A 19,178-nucleotide genomic window follows, 5' to 3' on the forward strand; every position below is an offset into this window, starting at 1 on the left:
GCGATATGCATCACAAACCCAGCTCAGCCTTAAGTGAACACCTTCAAAATATTCTCAAATACGATGTTTTATTGGATAGTAAAAAGGGGCGAATGCCCCTTTTGATATGCTAACGCTTAAAATTGATATCGTAGATTGAGCTGGTAACTGAGGAAATCATTAGGCTCGATATCCACATATTGATATCCCAAACCTACAGACCATGACTCAGTAAATTGATAGCTAAAACGCACGCCCGCATACCAATCTGTACCATCAAGCTCTGTAGTTAAACGGCTATTGCCCATAGTGCTACTGATATCCGCTTGCCACCTAAACAACCCGATGGGTACTTCGAACCGCCAAGCTTCATGTTGGAGTAAAGTGAAGCGTAATCCCAGCATAACACCATCGGCCAGAACTGGCGTCACGGCTTTGACCTGCTCATGATATTGCTTAGGGGTGAGACTTGCGCCCTCAATCCTCGCAGTCCCATTACCAAAGTCGGCATAGCCTAATTCGATGGCAACATAGGGAGTCCATTGATAACCGATACTCACACCCAAAGCAGTATCTTTATCATCAACCGATGTTACAAAGCCTGCCCCCGCTTGTGGCTGTAGATCTCGCCTGCTGCTATCAACCTGAGCTTGCCCGACAAATCCCTCGACATACCAGTTATCAGCCGCATTTGCTTGATTAACGGAGCCTACGAGCAACACAGTGCCCAAGACTAATTTATGTAATTCCTTACGGCGAATTAAACCCATTGTAAGAATCAAACCTAATGCCCATAAGGACATACTGCCTCCACCCGACTTGTTATCTATCACCACATCTTGGTATGCCTTAACTGTGATTAACGCTTGCCCAGTTGCTTCGCCGCCCAATCCATCACTAATCTGATAACTCACAGTATCTACTCCATCAAATCCAGTTTTAGGGATATAACGTAGCTTATTAGATTCAACAGAAACCGTTCCTTGCTGCGCGGTTGCGCTGACTAAGGTTAAAACGTTGCCATCGGGATCGCTGTCATTACTCAACACATCGAGTAACAAGCTCGTTCTGTCATCTATGGCAGCACTATCGTTCACTGTCGTAGGTGCCGTATTGCCATTAACAATCACAGTCAACTCACTACTCGCAGTACCACCTTTACCATCGGTAATGCTATACACCAGCACATCTGTACCGATGAAATCGGTTGCTGGCGTGTAACTTAACTGCTGATTAGCCAAGATAACTACGGTTCCGAACTCGCTGGTGACTTGTGTTACCGTCAAGGCATCACCATCGCTATCCGTATCATTGGCGAGCACATCGACATCGAGACTCTGATTCCAAGGTAAAGATGCCGTATCTGGGTTCGCCACAGGTAAATGGTTACCATTGAGTATCACTGACACGCCACTTGGGTCGACAATGGTTCGGTTAGCGACGCCATCGTCATCGTTTGGCCCACCATCTTCTATGGTTAACTGCACACACCAATGGCCTTCAGTTAATCCAGAAGTCCAACGACTGTCTCCTGGTGGAGGACAGAAACCACGCTCACCTTCACTACTGGCGACACTATTGCGCGCATCAATCACAAAATCCTTCCAACCATTTTGGGCTTGATACTTACGATATACCGCATTGGCAGGAACTGGCGAACGTTGTGGTATCACCAGACTGTAACTCTGCCCTTGTTGCGGTAGTCCTGTAGCAATGAAGTCAAAAATCCCCCCCACATTGGCCGCGATACTGTCTTCAGGAACCAGATTAGGTAATAGTTGAATACCACTTTGCTCTTGCATCAGTGCAATATTACCTAAGCGTAAGCACACGCCCGCTTGCCCCTCTGCCAGAAAGTACACAGGCTGCAACTCACCTTCAGGCATCACGTTACAATCATTGATTGCATCCAAGTAATCTGGAATGCCATCGCGGTCTGTATCGGTAAATCCCTCTTGGTTATCAGGGATCAAATCACCGTCGGTATCAGTCCCCGTCAGAGGTGGCAAAGATGGGCGCACAACAATATAAACTTTCTCCGTGGTAGACAGCGCGGGTAAGCCGCTATCCGTCACAGTCAGGCTCACAGGATAAATGCCCGGCAAGACCTCTGTCGGCAAGAAGAACATCCCCGCATCATCGGACTGCAAGTTCAGCGCGCCACTCGACCATACAGATGTCAAAGTATCGTTCATGTTGGCATCGCTAATCTGCGCATGAATATGAACCTCGCCACCATTTTGTGCCACGATCAACTGACGTTCACCCGCTTGAGTCACCTCAAGAGTCACACTCGGGGCAATGTTAGCCTCAGTGATCGACACTTGTGTTTGCTTCTTACTGCCTAAATTCAAACTTGGATCTAGGCTGATCAACACATCTTCTTCAGCCTCAACTTCCCCATCCTCTATGGTTCTAAAGTAAATATGGGCCAATGTACCTGAAGTAATCTCCACTACCGCATCGACTAAGTCATGATCATTGCTGTCCGCGGAACCTGCAACCGTATAAGGAACTGATATTGGATACTCAGGCGCTACACCGTTTAAGTGAATACTAACAACAACCTCATTACCCTCACCCACGACTTGATCTTTACTCAAGGAAATTAATGGATGCACTTTTACTTTCTGAGCCTTAGTCGCTTTATTGCCATCACGATCTACGGCTTGCCAGTAAGCAAGATAACTACCAGGGGCAAAGAATAAACGCTTATCGACCAAAGAAACGGGCAGTGGATGACCATTACGATCGACGGCCTTCGCAAACCCTAGATCCACTCGAGTGAACAAGCCTGTTGCATTAACTTCAACATCACTAGGTACAGTAATAACAGGTAAATTGTCAGCCTCCCCACCTTCTACCAGTAAGTTGACTTTTGCACTTGCGCGCCCTTTCTGACCGTCACTAATGGTATAACGAAGTGCGACCGGACCAACATAAGCTGCAGGGGCAGTAAATATGAGTCCATCAGCAGTAATCTGCACACTACCTATGTCTGCCGCCGCGCCATCGATAGTCAAAGTATCACCGTCCACATCAACATCATTCTCTAGCGCAGGTAGTGTGTATTTATCATCCGCGGTGCTGGCTAGAGTGTAATTATCATCGACAGCTTGTGGGTCATCATTCACTGGCGTGACATTAATGGTGATAGTTGCAGGCTCAGAACTCAGTTCAGCATCCTTAGCAATAAAGCTTATCTGATCTGCACCGTTGAAATCTTTCTCCGGTGTGTATAACCACACAGTTCCATGCTGCTCCAAAGTGCCCGATTCAGGTTGGCTCACCACTTCATAGGTAAGAGGATCACTATCTGCATCCTCCCCAGTAAGCGTGATCATCACAGAGCTATCTTCCTCTAAGGTCACACTTGCACTCGTCGCAACAGGCGCATCGTTAACGTTAGTCACTGTAATGCTAAAGGACTGCTCAGCCGTTAAGCCATCCGTATCCGTCACACGTAAGGTGACCGGGTGACTGCCCACATCAGCATTGCCAGGCGTGCCGCTGAGTAAACCCGTCGCCGCGTTGAAACTCAACCAGCTCGGTATCGTCACCGCACTCAATGTCAGTACGTCGTCCACATCGACATCTGTAGCGGCAAAGGTATAGCTGTAAACAGCCTCTTGCACAGCGGCCGTAGTTGCTGTTGAAGTGATGGTAGGTGCGTCGTTGCTATTAGTGACTGTAATACTAAACGATTGATCTGCTGTTAATCCGTCAGCGTCCGTCACTCGCAGTAACACAGCATGACTGCCCACATCCGCATTGCTCGGCGTACCACTGAGTAAACCCGTCACCGAGTTGAAACTCAACCAGCTCGGTTTGGTCACTACACTGAGGGTTAACACAGCACCCACATCTAAGTCTGTAGCTATCACTGTGTAACTGTAAGCTATATCTTGAGTTGCTGTAGTGATGGCTGGAGAGCTAATCACAGGTGCATCGTTGACGTTGGTCACAATAACCATGAAGGATTGGTCAGCCGTTAAGCCATCTGCGTCTGTCACCCTCAGCGTCACTGGGTGAGAACCCACATCAGCATTAGTAGGCGTGCCGCTTAATACACCAGTCGCGACGTTAAAGCTTAGCCAGCTAGGCTTAGTTATCGCGCTTAACGTAAGTACATCGCCCACATCAGTATCCGCAGCCGTAAAGATGTAGCTATACGCTGCATCTTGGGTCGCTGCAGTCATAGCCATAGAACTAATCGTCGGTGCATCGTTGACGTTCGTCACAGTTAAATTAAACGCTGGTAGACTCGCGGATAAAGCGCCATCAGAAACGCTGATAACAATTCCGTTAGTCACACCAACATCTTGATTTAATGGAATACCAGACAACATACCTGTCGCGGTATTAAACGTTGCCCACGTAGGTTTATTACTAATACTAAAGCTAAGTGTATCTCCCACAGAGTCAGACGCTGTTGGCGTAAACTGGTACGAAGCATCCTGATTCACTATTAATATCGGCGAACCACTAATAGTCGGTGCACCATTTGGCGTCACAGAGTTACTCGCACTTGAAGCATTACCACTTCCCACAGTATTCGCCGCAGTAACACTAAATGTATAGGCCGTACCATTTGAAAGCCCTGTAACTGTAATTGGAGATCCTGCTCCCGAACCCGTAAAACCACCGGGGCTAGATGTCACTGTATAAGCTGTAATTGATGAACCGCCATTAAATATCGGTGCAGTGAAGCTAACAACCGCTTGGCTATCCCCAGCGATTGCGGCTCCTATGGTTGGCGCTCCAGCCACGACAGCATTTACCGCAAAGGTTCTGCTCACCTGTGTTGCTGGTAAATAGCTACTATTACCTGCTTGATCTGCATTAATAGTACAGCTACCTGCCGTCACAAAGGTCAGTGCACCACCGGAGGTAATAGTACAAACGCCCGTAGTGGATGAAGTAAAGACAGGTGTTAAGCCTGAATCAGCTGTAGCCGTTAATGTTGGCGTAGTACCAAAGTTCTGTGCACTTGGGGCAGCAAAAGTGATGGTTTGGATTGCTGCCGGAGTAATCGAGTTGGATGCGGCCGATGCAGAGCCAGTACCCGCCACATTATCGGCAGTTACAGTAAAGGTGTACGCTTGGCCATTGGTTAAACCAGTCACCACAATCGGAGATGAACCACCGTGTACTGGAACGACATCCGCCGGGTTTACCGTCACGGTATAACCGGTAATCGCCGAGCCACCAATATTCACTGGGGCAACAAATGCAACACTGGCCTGGGTATCACCGGCGATTGCAGTCCCTATGGTTGGTGCGCCGGGAACTACGGGGCTAACGCTGAAAGACTGGCTCACCTGCGGTGCAGCCAGGAAAGACAAATCGCCCGCCTGATCCGCATTGACCGTACAGGTTCCTGTCGTTATAAAGGTCAACACACCGCCACTGGTAATAGTACAAACACTGGTGGTAGATGAGGTGAAAGTGACAACATAACCACCACCTGCCGATGAGCTTGCGGTCAGCGTTGGCGAAGTACCAAAGTTCCGTGTTCCTGGATTAGCAAAGGTAATCGTCTGTGGTGATGCCGGAATGATCGAGTTGGAAGCTGCCGATGCTGCACCCGTCCCTGCTGAGTTGGTCGCGGTTACCGTAAAAGTATAGGCCACTCCGTTCATCAGCCCAGTTACTGTAATTGGCGAACTTGAACCCGTACCGGTTGCACCACCTGGATTAGCGGTGACGGTGTAACCGCTGGCAATAATCGCAGCCCCACCCGTACTGGCTGGTGCAGTAAATGTCACCGTTGCTTCAGTATCACCTACAGTGGCAGTGCCTATGGTTGGTGCATCAGGAACTATCGCATTCACGGTGAAAGTTTGGGTAACCGTAGTGGCCGCATTCCAAGCCGTATTGCCTGCCTGATCTGCATCGATAGTACAAGAACCCGCCGTCACAAAGGTCAGGGCGCCGCCGCTGGTGATGGTACAAACACCGGTAGTGGATGAACTGAAGGTTGGGGTCAAGCTGGATGTTGCTGTCGCACTGAGCGTTGGTGTGGTACCAAAGTTTTGCGCTCCAGGATTACCGAAGGTGATGGTTTGAGCACCTTTGGGAGTTACTGAGTTGGAAGCACCGGAGGCCGTACTGGTGCCTATGCCATTAGTCGCGGTAACGGTAAAAGTGTAAGCCGAGCCATTGCTAAGACCAGTAACTGTAGCAGTACAAGCTGCGGGCCCAGCACAGGTGCCAAATGCACCACCGGGGTTAGCCGTAGCGGTGTAAGTAGTAATTGCTGAACCGCCATTATTGCCGGGGGCACTAAAGGTTACTGATGCTTGGCCATCGCCTGCGGTGGCTGTACCTATCGTAGGGGCAGTTGGTGCTGTAGGAATAGCGACCGTATGGGTTGAACCACTGCTAAAGGCCGCAATACCTGCGTTACCCGCATCGTCAGCAATATTCGTCGAACCATTTAAGTTCAACTTGAAAACACCATTACCACTAATACCGTTGATGTTGATATTGACACTGCTACCCGATGCTGCCGACACACTGGCAATAGTCCCTGTAGCAGTTCCTGATGTAGTCGCCAAGGTGAAATCATCGGTTGAGATATTGCTGACCACCTCACTGAAGCTGGCGGTGAATGCCATGCTCGAATCAGTTGAAGCAGGAGTACCGCTGAGCGCAATACCGCTCAGGGTCGGGGCGATATTATCGACTGTGGCGTTAGTAGTATCGGCAGCAGTTGTGACGTTGCCCGCGTTATCGGTTGCGCTGAAAGAGATATTGCGGTTGGTGTTATCAATCGCACCAGCGACTATGGTGTAGGTTGCAGTCCAGGTTCCCGAACTATTGGTTGCGGCCACTGCAGCACCACCACCAAATTGTGTGAAGTTGACGGTAGCTGAACTAATCGTATCGGTATTGTTATCACCACCAGCCGTGTTGTTCCAGGTCGCCGTAACCGTATCGCCAATTTTGTAGGCACCGCTGGTTCCAGTTGCGCCGGAAATACTGATGCGTCCATCTGTCACAGTAGGCGCGATGCTATCAATGGTGGCATTAGTGCTATCCGCCGTAGTGTCGCTCCCGCCCGCACTCGTCGCCGTGACGCTCACATTGCGCGCAGTAAGGTCGATTGCACCGGCGGTGATTATGTAGGTGGCAGTCCAAGTTCCACTGCTATCCGTTGCAGTTACAGCAGCACCACCGCCGAATTGTGAAAAATCAACCGTTACACCGGTAACACCAGAATTATTATCGCCACTTGCAGTATTATTCCAAGTAGCGGTAACTGTATCGCCAATCTTGTAAGCACCACTGGTGCCAGTTGCGCCGGAAATGCTGATTCGGGCATCGGTAGGTGGTGGTGGAGTATCTATTGCATTCGCGACGGTGAAACCATAAAACTCAAAGTTCTCCGCCCCTTGATTTACAACATTACATGCACTTGCACAATCAAAAAATAATTGGAACCCTTTTAGTTTAACGCCAGAAAAAGATGCTAGCTGTCCAGCTCCGAAGGTGAAGGTTTGAGTACCAGGGCTTCCGTTAACAACAGATGACGTAACCGTTCCGCCACTGTGCAAGTAACCTACAATACGCACATTAGTAAATTCAGAAGCGTAGCCGGCTGCCTCGCCTCCCGTTAATCCCGTTAGCTCAAATGCAGTGGTATTGGTACCATCGGCGCGCAAATAAAAATAATGATTCGTGTCAGTCGCACCACCATGCATGTAAGCAAAATTGCCAATGCTATTACCTAGATTTTGAGTGACGCCATTACCACTCTTAGCGGTTAATCTGAAATGAGTAGGAGCGGGCTGTGAGAGCTGTGCCGTTCCCTGTCCGCTCCAACCTACAAAACCATAAGTGTTATTTGCAGCTGGCGTCAGCACACCCGAAAAATCCCTTAAAGCTTTTTCAGAAAACGCCAAAGTAGATTCAATATTTCCGCGGGTAATTTCTAAATCCCAGTCGCCCTGTAATTCAGCATTGCCGGTTAAATTATTGGAGGCAGCAATATCCAAGCCCGTGTTATTACTGATGATATCCAGCAACGCTTCACCGGCTTCATTCGCTGCCAGATCGCAACCGTAAAATAATAAATCGCCACCTTCACGCACCGCGCCTTTTAACGCGGCAAATGCGTGCACTTCTTGCTGGATTGTCTCTGGGGTAATACGTGAATTGCCTAGCAGTATCACACCAGCTTGTGCGTGGGAAACCACATGAATAGCGGCAAGATTTTGGTGGCCATCAAGTGCATTAATTAATTGCGGTAATCCAGCGATAGAAGAATCTAACTCTACCAATTGCACACCAGGTTTAAGGGCGCGACGCAATACCGATTTATCAGCTTCAGCCACTGCACCATCAACAATCACCAGCTCACGCACCGGATGTGCACTCTGGATATCCAATTGATCGCCTGATAAATCAATGAGATCCTGTGGTAGAGAGGTGTCTGAACCCAATAATAGATCGGTCGATGCACTTATCGATGAACTCAAATAGGATCGCTGATAACTCGGCGCTGCAATAGCACCAGCACCATAGAGTCCGAATGGTAATAACAGCGAGGAAAGCCCACTAAGCAGTGCGTGTCTCATGATAAGTGATTCCCTTCATTTTTTGCGTTAGGTGCTACAGGTTTTTTACTTGCAATAATATTGGCTGCAGTGCCAGTACTATCCAGCCAGAAGTCCATTTCTTGATACTTCATAAATAAGTCAGGCGGTAAAATACTGCGCCTACTTTTGTATTCCACTTTCCGCTTAACGCTATGCAAACCTTTGACCCCAAGATTGTGGTCAAACTCATTTTCAGCATAGTCGACATTATTAAAATCGTGATCGAATTGCGGTTCGCCAATAAAACGATAGATTAACTCCAGCGTGCGTGCCGGATGCTGGGTAAGCAGATCATAATCCACTAATAGCAAGCGATCAGAAAACTCGCCGTAATAGGCTTCCTTGAGTGCCGTCCATGCACTTCCAACCGCACCACCAGCATTGATTAATGACTCGCAGCGGCTATAAACCGTCTGACGCGAGGCCGCATTGAACATACGGCTGTAATCAAATGGGTTTTTACGGTAAATCACTTCAAAACTATCCATAATCCAAGCCGGATTGCGCACACAACAAATCACTTTAAAATCATCAACCAACTCTACCAATTGATGTAGACGGGCAGTCCAGTGACGGTTTGTGTCGAAAATAACCGGATGATTTTTATCTTGATAATAAGCATCAATTAATGCCCGACAAATGACCTTACGTTTATGTTCATCGAAAAATGAATAGGACTCACTACCAGCCCCCATTTGCTCGAGGGCACCATTCACAAGCCCCGCTACAGGGCTACTGATAGCCGCATGAAAGCGTGGATTTTGCCGAAGTATACCTGCGAGGAGCGTCGAGCCAGCACGCGGTAAACCTGAAATAAAATGTAATTTGTTTGGCATTAATGTGACTTACTAATTAAAAATATTTATTAAAAACTTCCCGACAAACATGCCGGGATCATTCATCAATTAATTGCGTGCCGGAAATACACCATAAAGGGCAATACAATAATTCAATGCGATAAATGGCTGACGGTTTTCATGGGGTAGACCACCACCATTTAGACCTAAAGTCTGTGGTGCCATAGTGGTATTTAACGTACCTGGTGCTGCCTGCATATAGTTGACTATGCCACCACCACGTCCATCCTTCGCAAGATAGGTATTCGCTGCCGGAGAAGGCAAAGTCCCCTGATTATTCAAACCGGTCAGCGTGTGGTTGTGTGCTGGCATTTCAGTGGAGATCAGCGTCACCCCATTTTCACCAAACTGTTCGCCCCAATCCCAGGTTCTAAGCCCGGGGCCCTGACCTACACCAACTACGGTCTGCCCCTGCAAATTAGGCAATTGGAATGTGGTTGTACCATTGCCACCATAAGTAATTCCGATAATTGAAAACAACGCGGTATTACTTGCGATTGACAATGTTTGGCCATTACACAGCGCCCAATTGTGGGGAGCGAAGCTGAATGGCAACAAACGGATTTCACCAATAAATGGATCCATAATTTCGCTCCTTAATTACGCGATGGGAAAATGCCTTCAATACATATGATGTAATTTATCGCTGTAGTAGGCATGATGTTATTGTGTGGTTGTGTTCCCCCTGAGGCTTGCACACTGAGTGCATTCATAACTTGGAGATCGGCACCGCTAGATGGCAAAGGAGCATAAATATTATCGGTATTACTATGAGCAAAGACATTACCCGTAGGGCTGGGTGATGTGGAGGAACTTGCTGTGCTCGCCGACAAACTATGGCTGTGTGAAGGTATTTGCGGCGTTAATAAGGTAACGGATTCAACACCAAACTGCTGACCGATAACACGGGGAGTCAGACCAGGGCCATTACCCTGTCCAACCGGAAGGCGACCGCGCAAATCCGGCAATTGAAATGTTGTTACCCCATCACCACCATAAGTGGTTCCGATAATTGCGAAAAGAGTGCTTTGCTCACTAATACTTAATAGCTGACCAGCGCACAACATCCAACCTCTAGGTGCAAAACTACCCGCAAAAAGACGGATATCACCGATATAAGGATCCATAGTGATTCTCCTCTAGTTACGTGAAGGGTAAATGCCTTGAGTGGCAATGCAATAATTCATTACCAGTGAAGGCTGACAATTTTCATGGGCTTGATTGCCACCAGTACTGGATACCGTTGCAGGGTCCAACGCTTGTAAACTTGCAGCGGACCCATACAAATTGACCTCACCAGCTGCATTTTTGGCGGCGGCAATATTATTGCCTGCAAACAACGTGGTATCGCCGGCAGTAGAACTGGCCATCACAAGGTGATTGTGTACTGGCAGGTTGTTAGGTACTAGGGTTACATTTTCAACACCCGCCTTACTGCCCTGAGGCAAACCTGCACTAACATTAGGGTGAACTGGTACGCGACCACGTAAATCCGGCAACGCAAAAGTATTGATACCGTCGCCACCGTAGGTCGTACCCAAGAGTGAAAAAAGCGCTTGGTTGGTGTTGATTGGCAATAATTGCCCTGCACACAAAGTCCAATACTTAGGTGCCCAGTTGTATGGGAGAAGCTTAATTTCTCCGAGAAAAAAATCAGACATCCATGACTCCTTAATAAAAATAAACCTATCTATACATCATCAGTTTGATTACACACGCTTTCCTCTTCCCTCAAACAACACTACCTATGATGATGGCCACGATAGCCACTCTTGGGTAGGTGATATTTCAAAAGGTAAGAAACCCAAGCGAAGATATAACTGTTTCGCACGCATATTTTGTCGATCAACACTCAGACTCACACTCGCCTCTTTTGCTTGGGCATAGGCTTTTACCGAGTCCAAAATGACTGAACCATAACCATAGCCACGAAATTGCGGTGCGATGACAAAATCGACGATATGGACACCGTTAACAGAGGGATTAAGTATGATTTTGCCAATAGAAATTGATTGATATTCAATGATTAGAGTCACCGCTTGAGGGTATTGGGCAGCGTAACTCGCTTGCTGTAAGCGGTATTGTTGTTGCACTAACAGCTCTCGTTGCTGTGGGGGAAGCGGTAATAGAGACAGTTCCGTCCTTGCAGAACAAAATAGTACAAATACAAAAGCATCGTCATTTTTATACGCATAACGCAATGAATAGGCCTTAGGTAATACTATGTCTTCTACCATCAAATACATTCCCTGTAATAAGTAACTCTAACAGCGCGTTAATAGTTCTTTAATTCGTCGTGGCAGCTCGGGGTTAACGGGCAAAAAACTCAACAAATCGAATGACAGGTTTAAAGAGTGGCTCAGGGGAATGCGTTGGCAGAATAAAACGGCTAACGGCTTGAAATGACATGGTTGCATTTTCCATCCCTAGAATAAAAACGTTAACTTGCTGATATTTTTTAATATAGATAGTTGGCTAAAGCTAGTTCACATCACACAAAAATACAAGATTTATGTTAACCTTTAGTTTCAAAAAGGTGAAGATTAGACCAGTTACAATAACGGTGGATCTGTTCTTTTTGCTTAGCCGAAAAAAAACTTTGTTTAGATTGTGAATCTGCTACAAAGGGCTGCGTGGCTGTTTTAGCATGTATTAACTGACATTGTTCGACTTGGCTGCACTCTTCTTTAGAGAGAGCCAACGAAAACCAGTTTGCGATTTTATTCGCTATCGCGGGTAACAACTCCTCATAATCCACGACCATCACTTGGTTACGCTGACTCATCTCTAACCCATAACCCAATAACAAGCGCAATACCTTACATTGATAATCCAGTATCGACTCCCCTTCCTCTGGTACTGATAATTCACGGAATAAAGGTCGAGACGGTTGTCGCACCATATGATATCCAGCAGACTTTTGCTGCGAGGCTAAGATCTCGACGGGGTCCCTAAGTAGCAATAACACGGGAACTTGAGGATAAAGTGATAGGATCAATGGCCAAAACTGCAAATCCCACGCATTCCATTTAATCAACAAATGCTGTTCAGGATGAAACAACTGACCTTGGGTATTAATGCAAAATATTAAAGCTGCGCGTCTTTCAGTGTCTGATAGGTTCCTATCCAATAGCACTTGAGTCAGCAAAGGCGATTCAGATAACGCCCTGCATTTAGATAACCCCGCAAAACTGCGCGACACTAAGGTAGATCCACAGCGAGAGAGGTGAAATATAAATCCGGCAGGCTGCACTTGTTCTACTAGCCCAGAAAGATTTGGCGCTGGTAACAGAGCAGTTTGGGGTTTGATCAAAGCGGACAATAACTGACCCCGCACTGCAGAAATATGCTCCGAGTAGAAAGGATGAATCGGTTTTTCTGCGGCGGACATCCACTCTAATACTCTGCGTTTAGGGTCATAGTCTGCTGGCGCCCAAAACTGGCAGAAGAGTGAATAATCCGGCTCTATCCTTTGTCGATTACCAGTATGCAAGATGGCCAGTAACGTATCATCGCCACAGTCTGGTAAGTGCCAAAAAAGCCGCAAATATTGGCAAAAGTTGGTGAGAGTCATAACCTTGCCAAGCTCCCTCAGGGCGGCTGGATTATGAACTAACAACCAATAGCGTTGCTGTTGTTCTTTAAAATCAACCATTAGGAAGCCATAGGGTAAAAGTTAATGTATTGCACCATACGCGGTAACGTCTCACGATTAGGACTGGCGCCGTGGGGCAAGGCATGGTGCCAAATGATTAAATCGCCCGCTTTAGCCGCTATAGGTTTTACTTGCCAGCGATGCCAATCCTGTTGCTGAAGCTCAATATCAGGCTTGTTCTGTTCAAGAAGCCACTCCTCTATCTTGAGATGAAATCCGGGGACACAACAGAATGCGCCTTGTTCCGCACTGGTATCGGTTAAATAAATTAACCCTTGCGTCGCAAACTTAACGGGTAGCTGTAGTGGCATATCCCAGTGCATATCCGGACCGGGGAAATGCCAAGTTGGCGTTTCTGGTGGATTAAAGCTGACTCTATCGGTTGTCATAACTAAATCCGTTTGCTGCCACAATTGTTCAAACACTTGACGAATTTTGGGGACTTGTCGATTCGCGTCCAGTTGCGGATGGCGAAACAGTTGCAGCATGATTTTCTGCATAAACTCATGAGCTTGATACCAAGTGGTGGGATCTTGTTCATTGGCTCCTAACTGTTCCCAAATAAAATCTCGAGTTGCGGCGCATTGCTCTGCCGTGAGTACTTGCGGGATCACTAAGTAGCCTTCTCTTTGCCAAAAATTGAGTTGTGACTCACTGAGTACTGCCGCCGGATTTGAGTCTTCAACCTCCGCTGAATTGAAGTCTTCGACTTCTGGTACAGTGACCGATGGCGTTAATCCATGGGAAATAGCACCTAATTGCTGATTAATCCCAGCAATATCCGCAGCTGTCAGCTTGGCTATTTGCTGAATGTAAGCGATAAAAGCTGACTGATGATCGTTTTGATATAAAGCTCTTAGACCCGGCTCTAGCCCTATTCCACAAAGATCCAGCAAGGTTTTATCTAAGTGCCATTCATTAGCCAGTTCAGTGAATGGCACTCCCCGTTTGCGTTGCTGTATCTTTTGCCAAAGCCGCTGCAAATGATAAATGCCTAAGCAGCTCAGATCGTCACTCGACACAAGCACAGGTTTTTGCTCTATAACATCAAACACAAAATCGGGATGAGTACCCTGCTCATATCGAAAAGCCAGGCATGAGAGCGGCTTAAGCCAATGTTCACGTCGATATCGAGGTAACGTGAGTTGAGATTGGTTTTCGCTCAGCGTGGAATTACCATAGACTTGAATGGAAGTCGTGAACTTAAGCGTTACCGCACTCGGGCTGAAATCGGGGAGCAGTAAAGTACCAGCCAAGAAGCTACGGTCTCCACTGGCAAGTAAGCGCGCAGTTTGCAGGTTGAGTGCAAACAAAGGTCCTAAATAATGCGTCTCCACAAAATCCTGCACAGTACGACACTCAAGCCAAGCGTCTAACTCAATATTTTGCGGGATGAGCACACCATCATCTGCAAGATACGCCTGTAAATGGGTAAAAATTTGCACTTGCGGCTCCTGTTGCAACAAGTGCTTCATGGTTTCGGAAAGAATCACATCAAACTTTACGACTGTATTTGGCTGCCAAAACGTGGCATCCGCACAGACACTCTCCACCACACGATCAGCTAAATCAAAGTGTTCAATAAGCTTGGTAACTTTATCTAACGAGGCTTGATGAATGTCGAGCAAGGTCACTTGAATTTGACTCGCAGAAAATAACGGCAGCAGAGGTAATAATAACCAAGCAAAAGGCCCAGTCCCCGCATATAAGATGTTCACAATCTGCCCGGGATGAGCCTTTAGACGATCTTGTATTGCTTGATAAATCCCTTGTATAAAGACTCGGCCCCGCTCGGGATCTTCGGCACACTGCGCCGCGGTAGTGAGTGACACCGCCTTACCAAAAGGCGTATGGCTCGCCTCAGTATCCAAAAAAGACTCGGGGTGTAACTCCACTGCCGCTATTTGGCACAACTGCTTCAGCATGGGATCGATGAGCCGTTTAGACTCCCCTGCTGAGGTTGACAGCAGTAGCGCATTAGCAAACTGAGTTAATACAGCTACATCCAAACTATGCCCTAATTCAAGCTCTGATCTTTGCAGCATCGATTAACTCCCTTAACCAAGTATTGACCTCGCAATCAATCACTAAATTGATCCGCGCATCCTGCCCTTTATTTTCAACCCAATGGACTTGGTCGGCATTGATATACCAAAGCTCTCCGGCCTGCATGGGTACACGTTTATCGTCCACGTAAAAATTGAGTTGCTCATTCGTTTGCAGTGGCAAATGTAATCTTGCCTCGCCTTGTTCTAGGCAGAGTCCTTGATCTCTATGGGGTTTGATTTCTGCCCCCGCATGTAAGCGCATCAAACGCACGGATTTCACTGGGCAGGCTAAAGATTGCAGAAAATGGCATAACGCAGGGCTCGATTCGAGTTGAGGCAAATCTTGCCAGTGCTGACCAGTAGAAATTGAGAAGGCTTGCAAGATAGGATGAGCACCGCGATACTCTGCAGCACAGCGTAAGACGAGAACATCCCAACCCCCCATATAATCACGCTGATTTACATGGGGTAACCAGTCTTGTTGCAGCAAAGCATTCAACTCTTGCTGTAAACTAAGGGAGTTTGAAACTTGAGCTAATAGGGCAAAAGAACAGATATCCATATCCAACCGCTTAATTTTCAGACTAAAAATAATTAATCATCCAAGACTAGCACAAAGATTTAAGCATACAAGTGACTCGAATCATCGTCATCACTGAGTATTACGCAGTGCAACAATCAATGCTAAGCGTGATTCAGTTTTGCAAAAATAGGAAATACCCATGTTTAACTGGAAGACTATCGATACGGTTCTGCTCGATATGGATGGCACCCTATTGGATTTGCACTTCGACAATCATTTTTGGCTGAATTTAGTACCGCAGGAATTGAGTCGACAGCAAGGTGTGAGCCACAACGAAGCGCAGCAATTAGTTGTGAACGCCTATGAGAAAGTCGTAGGCACGCTCGATTGGTACTGTCTCGATTATTGGCAGGAGCAACTGCAGCTCGACATTATGGGCTTGCACCGCACTTTAGTGGATCGCATTCAACTGCGCCAAGACAGCATGCCATTTTTAGCGGCCTTGGCCTCTGCAGGTAAACGGCGCATCTTAGTGACCAATGCGCATCCCAAGAGTCTTGCCCTAAAGCTTGAACATACCGAGCTGGCAGCAGGGCTCGATGACATGATTTCTAGCCACGAGACAGGTTACCCTAAGGAACACCCACAATTTTGGCTGACCTTGTTTAAACAATTCAACCTTGAACCAAGTCGCTGTCTCTTTATCGACGATAGCGAACCCATACTCAAAGCCGCTAAACTTGCCGGTGTGGGTCATCAATTAGGGATTGCTAACCCAGACAGTAAAAAACCAATCAAAGTCTTTCAAGATTTCCCCGCGATTACCGACTATCACTCACTACTGACTGATCTAACGCGATAAAAAGGCTATAAAAAAGGCACCTTAGGTGCCTTCGTTTCTATTCATCACGTTGTTTTATGATCGAACGTTTTATCACAACTCTCGCATTACGGCCTTCACATCTGAGCACTCACATTAAGTTTAAGTGCTCATCTAAAACAGCCTATAACCCAGGGATCCGCCCCTGATATACCACAGGGAAATAACCATCCGCACCACGCTTACCTAAAATATTCAGCGACTCACGCATATCTTCCGGTTGCTCTGCCGTTTCTTTAATCTTAGCCTCAACCTTCACCATATTGCCTTCATCTAACTGTAAGGTACCAACAATACCAAGCTGGTTCTTGGTTTCATCTGTAGCCAATTGCGCTTTGCCTTCGACACAACTCAGTCCGAGTTCAATATTACCTAGAGGATAGTTACCAAACTGATTCTTAACATTGGTTTGATTCAAAAACAGCTTACCAGACAGCTGCTCGCACCAAGGCTTACCTTGCTCTAACGTCTCGACTAATAGGCTGACTTCACCGGATATTTCGGTTTTAAAAGGCAGTTTTGCATTGCCGAGTAAAAAGCTATCTGGCGCTTCGAAACGTAACCCCTTCGCACTTAAGCCTCCCATAGACCAAGAAATTAATCCCTTAGCACTGACAGGTGTTGCGCGGCTGCCCACTTGAAAATCAACTTTCACTTTACCTAAAAATAGCGCCCAAGGACTCAGATCCCAACGCACTTGCTCTACCTGGCGCTGCGGCATACTTAAGGTTTCTATGCTGCCAGACCAAATACTGCCACTCACACCCGAAACACTGATATTCGCGGGCAATGGGGCTAACGCTATCGCAATCTTAGCGGGGAATAGAACGACTAAAAATATTAAATAAATCAGTACGCCTATGATGACTTTTTTTATCAAACTCACAGCTACACCTTAATTTATTGCGCTAATTGGATACGTCTCACTTTGACATAGCCAGGTACATCAGCCTCAGCCAAATCAACACTTTCGAGCGAAAGTCCTTTCTTCTGCACTAATTCACTCAAATAACCTAACAAGGCATCAAAAGGAACATCGTCCATCCACACTTGGATCTTATCGCCTTGGGGTTGCATGCGAGTAATCACTAACCCATAATTGCCCGCAGTTTGGTTAACCACTGAGCTTAAACTGCCCGACGTCGTTGGCTTAGCACCGTTCTGCTTAAGACTCGCTATTTTATTCGCCGTTTGTTTTACATAGTTCAACGTCTGTTGCTGTGCATTGAGGTTACGTAATGCATCGGCTTCAGCATTGGCAATCGGCGTCCAAACACCCCAATAAAAAATACCAATGACTAAAAATACCGAGCAAAAGCCTACTAACTGCTGCTCGCGCGATGCGAGCCCTTGCCACCAAGTCCGCAAATTATCCATCTTATTTGCTCCTCAAGGTTAAGGTACTGGTGACTTGCTCTTCACCGCTATTCATAGTGCCGCCATCGAGTTGAAAACGACGACCGACAATCTCTTTAAACTTCTCGATCTGCGCGTAATTTTTCGCACTCACTTGCATACGGATCTCGTTACGCGCGCTTTCGAATCTTAGGCTATTAGGTTTAAGTTCAGGCACTTGCTTAAAGGCATCCTGTAAACCATCGAGCATGGCAAAAAACTCGGCACCACTGCCCTGTCCCTGCAATGCACGTAACTGACTTTCCATCTGCGAACGTAGGTTAACAATGCGCGAATTTCCCGGGATCACTTGCTGATAAATGGATTCACTCTGGGCTTTAAGATCGGCAACCTGACCATTGACTTGATGTATAGTCAGCCCTTTATTCACTAAGGCCAGCACGCACGCGATGGCGATAACGATGGCAGCGCTCTTCCACATCACCAACTGTTTGCTGTATTCACGCTTCGGCGTGTAAACGCCGCTCAGTAAATTCACTGGCGCATGCAAAATACCGCGGGCTAACACTAACATAGGTAGCTCGAGTGACTGCGGCTTAAGCTCGACACCCTCGAGTTGCATCTCGGTATAACTGGCGACAGAGACTTCGCCCTGTGCAGGCTTAAGTTGTTCTAACGCAATTGGCAACCAAGGCAGAGGTAAGCTCTGGCCCGAAGCTAATCCGGTACGCAGCAATAGCTCATTGCCAAAATTCATTGCCGCCCATTGGCACTCTTGCAATGGCAAGGCTAAACAGTCAGGCACAATGCGCTTCACTTTTAAACCCGCTTCAGTCAAACAACTCAGCCAAGTCTGCATTTGCTCATGGGCCACTGCGACCACACTTAAGGCGTCACCGTCACGTGGACCAACAGTAAAATGCATAGCATCGACATCATCGGCTAAGGCTTCTTCGAGCATAAAAGGCAAGGCTTTCAAGGCTTGGCGTTGGCCTTTTTCGGGCAAATGCACACTAGTGAGTGTCATTGCCGCGGCGGGCACTAACACATCGACGGGACGATTGCCCGCACGCTCAGTTAAGGTCGACAAACCTTGGGCATTGGCGAGCTCGCCAGAGGCGATAATTTCCTGTTCTTGCTCCGACCAAACGAGCCAAGAGCACGCTTGCTCTGCTGTTCTGCCTAAGCGAATAAATAGCCGTTCACTCACAGTTTTTCTCCACCAGTCCCAGTCAAGAAAGCGTGACTGAGCTCGTTGCTATTATTTTTGTCCACCA

At 47.2% G+C, this 19,178-nt stretch carries 13 protein-coding genes; 1 reads left to right on the forward strand and 12 read right to left on the reverse strand.

The features are described 5' to 3' along the window. Positions 1-116 precede the first annotated feature (116 nt). The 9 genes from AAA952_RS12260 to AAA952_RS12300 all read right to left on the reverse strand — a co-directional run bounded on the left by AAA952_RS12260 (position 117) and on the right by AAA952_RS12300 (position 15,704). Positions 117-8,561, reverse strand: a complete 8,445-nt coding sequence (locus AAA952_RS12260) for an Ig-like domain-containing protein (RefSeq protein ID WP_338257372.1) — start codon at positions 8,559-8,561, stop codon at positions 117-119. Then, positions 8,558-9,418 (reverse strand): sulfotransferase family protein, encoded by an 861-nt coding sequence (locus AAA952_RS12265; protein ID WP_212600796.1) that lies wholly within the window; start codon positions 9,416-9,418, stop codon positions 8,558-8,560. The genes AAA952_RS12260 and AAA952_RS12265 overlap by 4 nt, the downstream gene beginning before the upstream one ends. Positions 9,419-9,487: 69 nt before the next feature. Next, a complete protein-coding gene (locus AAA952_RS12270) occupies positions 9,488-10,024 on the reverse strand; it encodes a phage tail protein (protein ID WP_338257376.1) in 537 nt (178 codons plus the stop codon). Between the two features lie 11 nt (positions 10,025-10,035). Then, positions 10,036-10,566 (reverse strand): phage tail protein, encoded by a 531-nt coding sequence (locus AAA952_RS12275; protein ID WP_263185008.1) that lies wholly within the window; start codon positions 10,564-10,566, stop codon positions 10,036-10,038. A 12-nt stretch (positions 10,567-10,578) separates the two neighbouring features. Continuing rightward, positions 10,579-11,100, reverse strand: a complete 522-nt coding sequence (locus AAA952_RS12280; protein ID WP_168826977.1) for a phage tail protein — start codon at positions 11,098-11,100, stop codon at positions 10,579-10,581. Between the two features lie 84 nt (positions 11,101-11,184). Beyond that, a complete protein-coding gene (locus AAA952_RS12285) occupies positions 11,185-11,676 on the reverse strand; it encodes a GNAT family N-acetyltransferase (RefSeq protein WP_219235526.1) in 492 nt (163 codons plus the stop codon). Positions 11,677-11,954: 278 nt separating this feature from the next. Beyond that, on the reverse strand, positions 11,955-13,094 hold the full coding sequence (locus tag AAA952_RS12290; RefSeq protein WP_338257381.1) for a sulfotransferase family protein: 1,140 nt from the start codon (positions 13,092-13,094) through the stop codon (positions 11,955-11,957). After that, positions 13,094-15,139 (reverse strand): phytanoyl-CoA dioxygenase family protein, encoded by a 2,046-nt coding sequence (locus AAA952_RS12295; protein ID WP_338257383.1) that lies wholly within the window; start codon positions 15,137-15,139, stop codon positions 13,094-13,096. The genes AAA952_RS12290 and AAA952_RS12295 overlap by 1 nt, the downstream gene beginning before the upstream one ends. Beyond that, positions 15,117-15,704 carry an aspartyl/asparaginyl beta-hydroxylase domain-containing protein gene (locus tag AAA952_RS12300; protein WP_173497006.1) on the reverse strand — a complete coding sequence of 196 codons (588 nt, stop codon included), beginning with the start codon at positions 15,702-15,704 and terminating at the stop codon, positions 15,117-15,119. The genes AAA952_RS12295 and AAA952_RS12300 overlap by 23 nt, the downstream gene beginning before the upstream one ends. Positions 15,705-15,864: 160 nt before the next feature. Here AAA952_RS12300 and yrfG point away from each other — a divergent pair, with 160 nt between their 5' ends. Continuing rightward, positions 15,865-16,527 (forward strand): GMP/IMP nucleotidase, encoded by a 663-nt coding sequence (yrfG, locus tag AAA952_RS12305; RefSeq protein WP_338257386.1) that lies wholly within the window; start codon positions 15,865-15,867, stop codon positions 16,525-16,527. Positions 16,528-16,669: 142 nt separating this feature from the next. Here yrfG and AAA952_RS12310 read toward each other — a convergent pair whose 3' ends face one another. From AAA952_RS12310 to gspL, 3 genes are read right to left on the reverse strand one after another with little or no spacing between them, the layout of a single operon-like run. After that, positions 16,670-17,431 (reverse strand): type II secretion system protein N, encoded by a 762-nt coding sequence (locus tag AAA952_RS12310; protein ID WP_263170013.1) that lies wholly within the window; start codon positions 17,429-17,431, stop codon positions 16,670-16,672. A gap of 14 nt (positions 17,432-17,445) precedes the next feature. Further along, complete coding sequence (locus AAA952_RS12315; RefSeq protein ID WP_105251002.1) at positions 17,446-17,922, reverse strand: type II secretion system protein M; 477 nt, start codon at positions 17,920-17,922, stop codon at positions 17,446-17,448. A gap of 1 nt (position 17,923) precedes the next feature. Beyond that, positions 17,924-19,111 (reverse strand): type II secretion system protein GspL, encoded by a 1,188-nt coding sequence (gene gspL / locus AAA952_RS12320; RefSeq protein WP_263179884.1) that lies wholly within the window; start codon positions 19,109-19,111, stop codon positions 17,924-17,926. Between the last annotated feature and the right edge of the window lie 67 nt (positions 19,112-19,178).

It is taken from the genome of Shewanella sp. M-Br (assembly GCF_036245925.1).
Lineage (GTDB): Bacteria > Pseudomonadota > Gammaproteobacteria > Enterobacterales > Shewanellaceae > Shewanella > Shewanella oncorhynchi.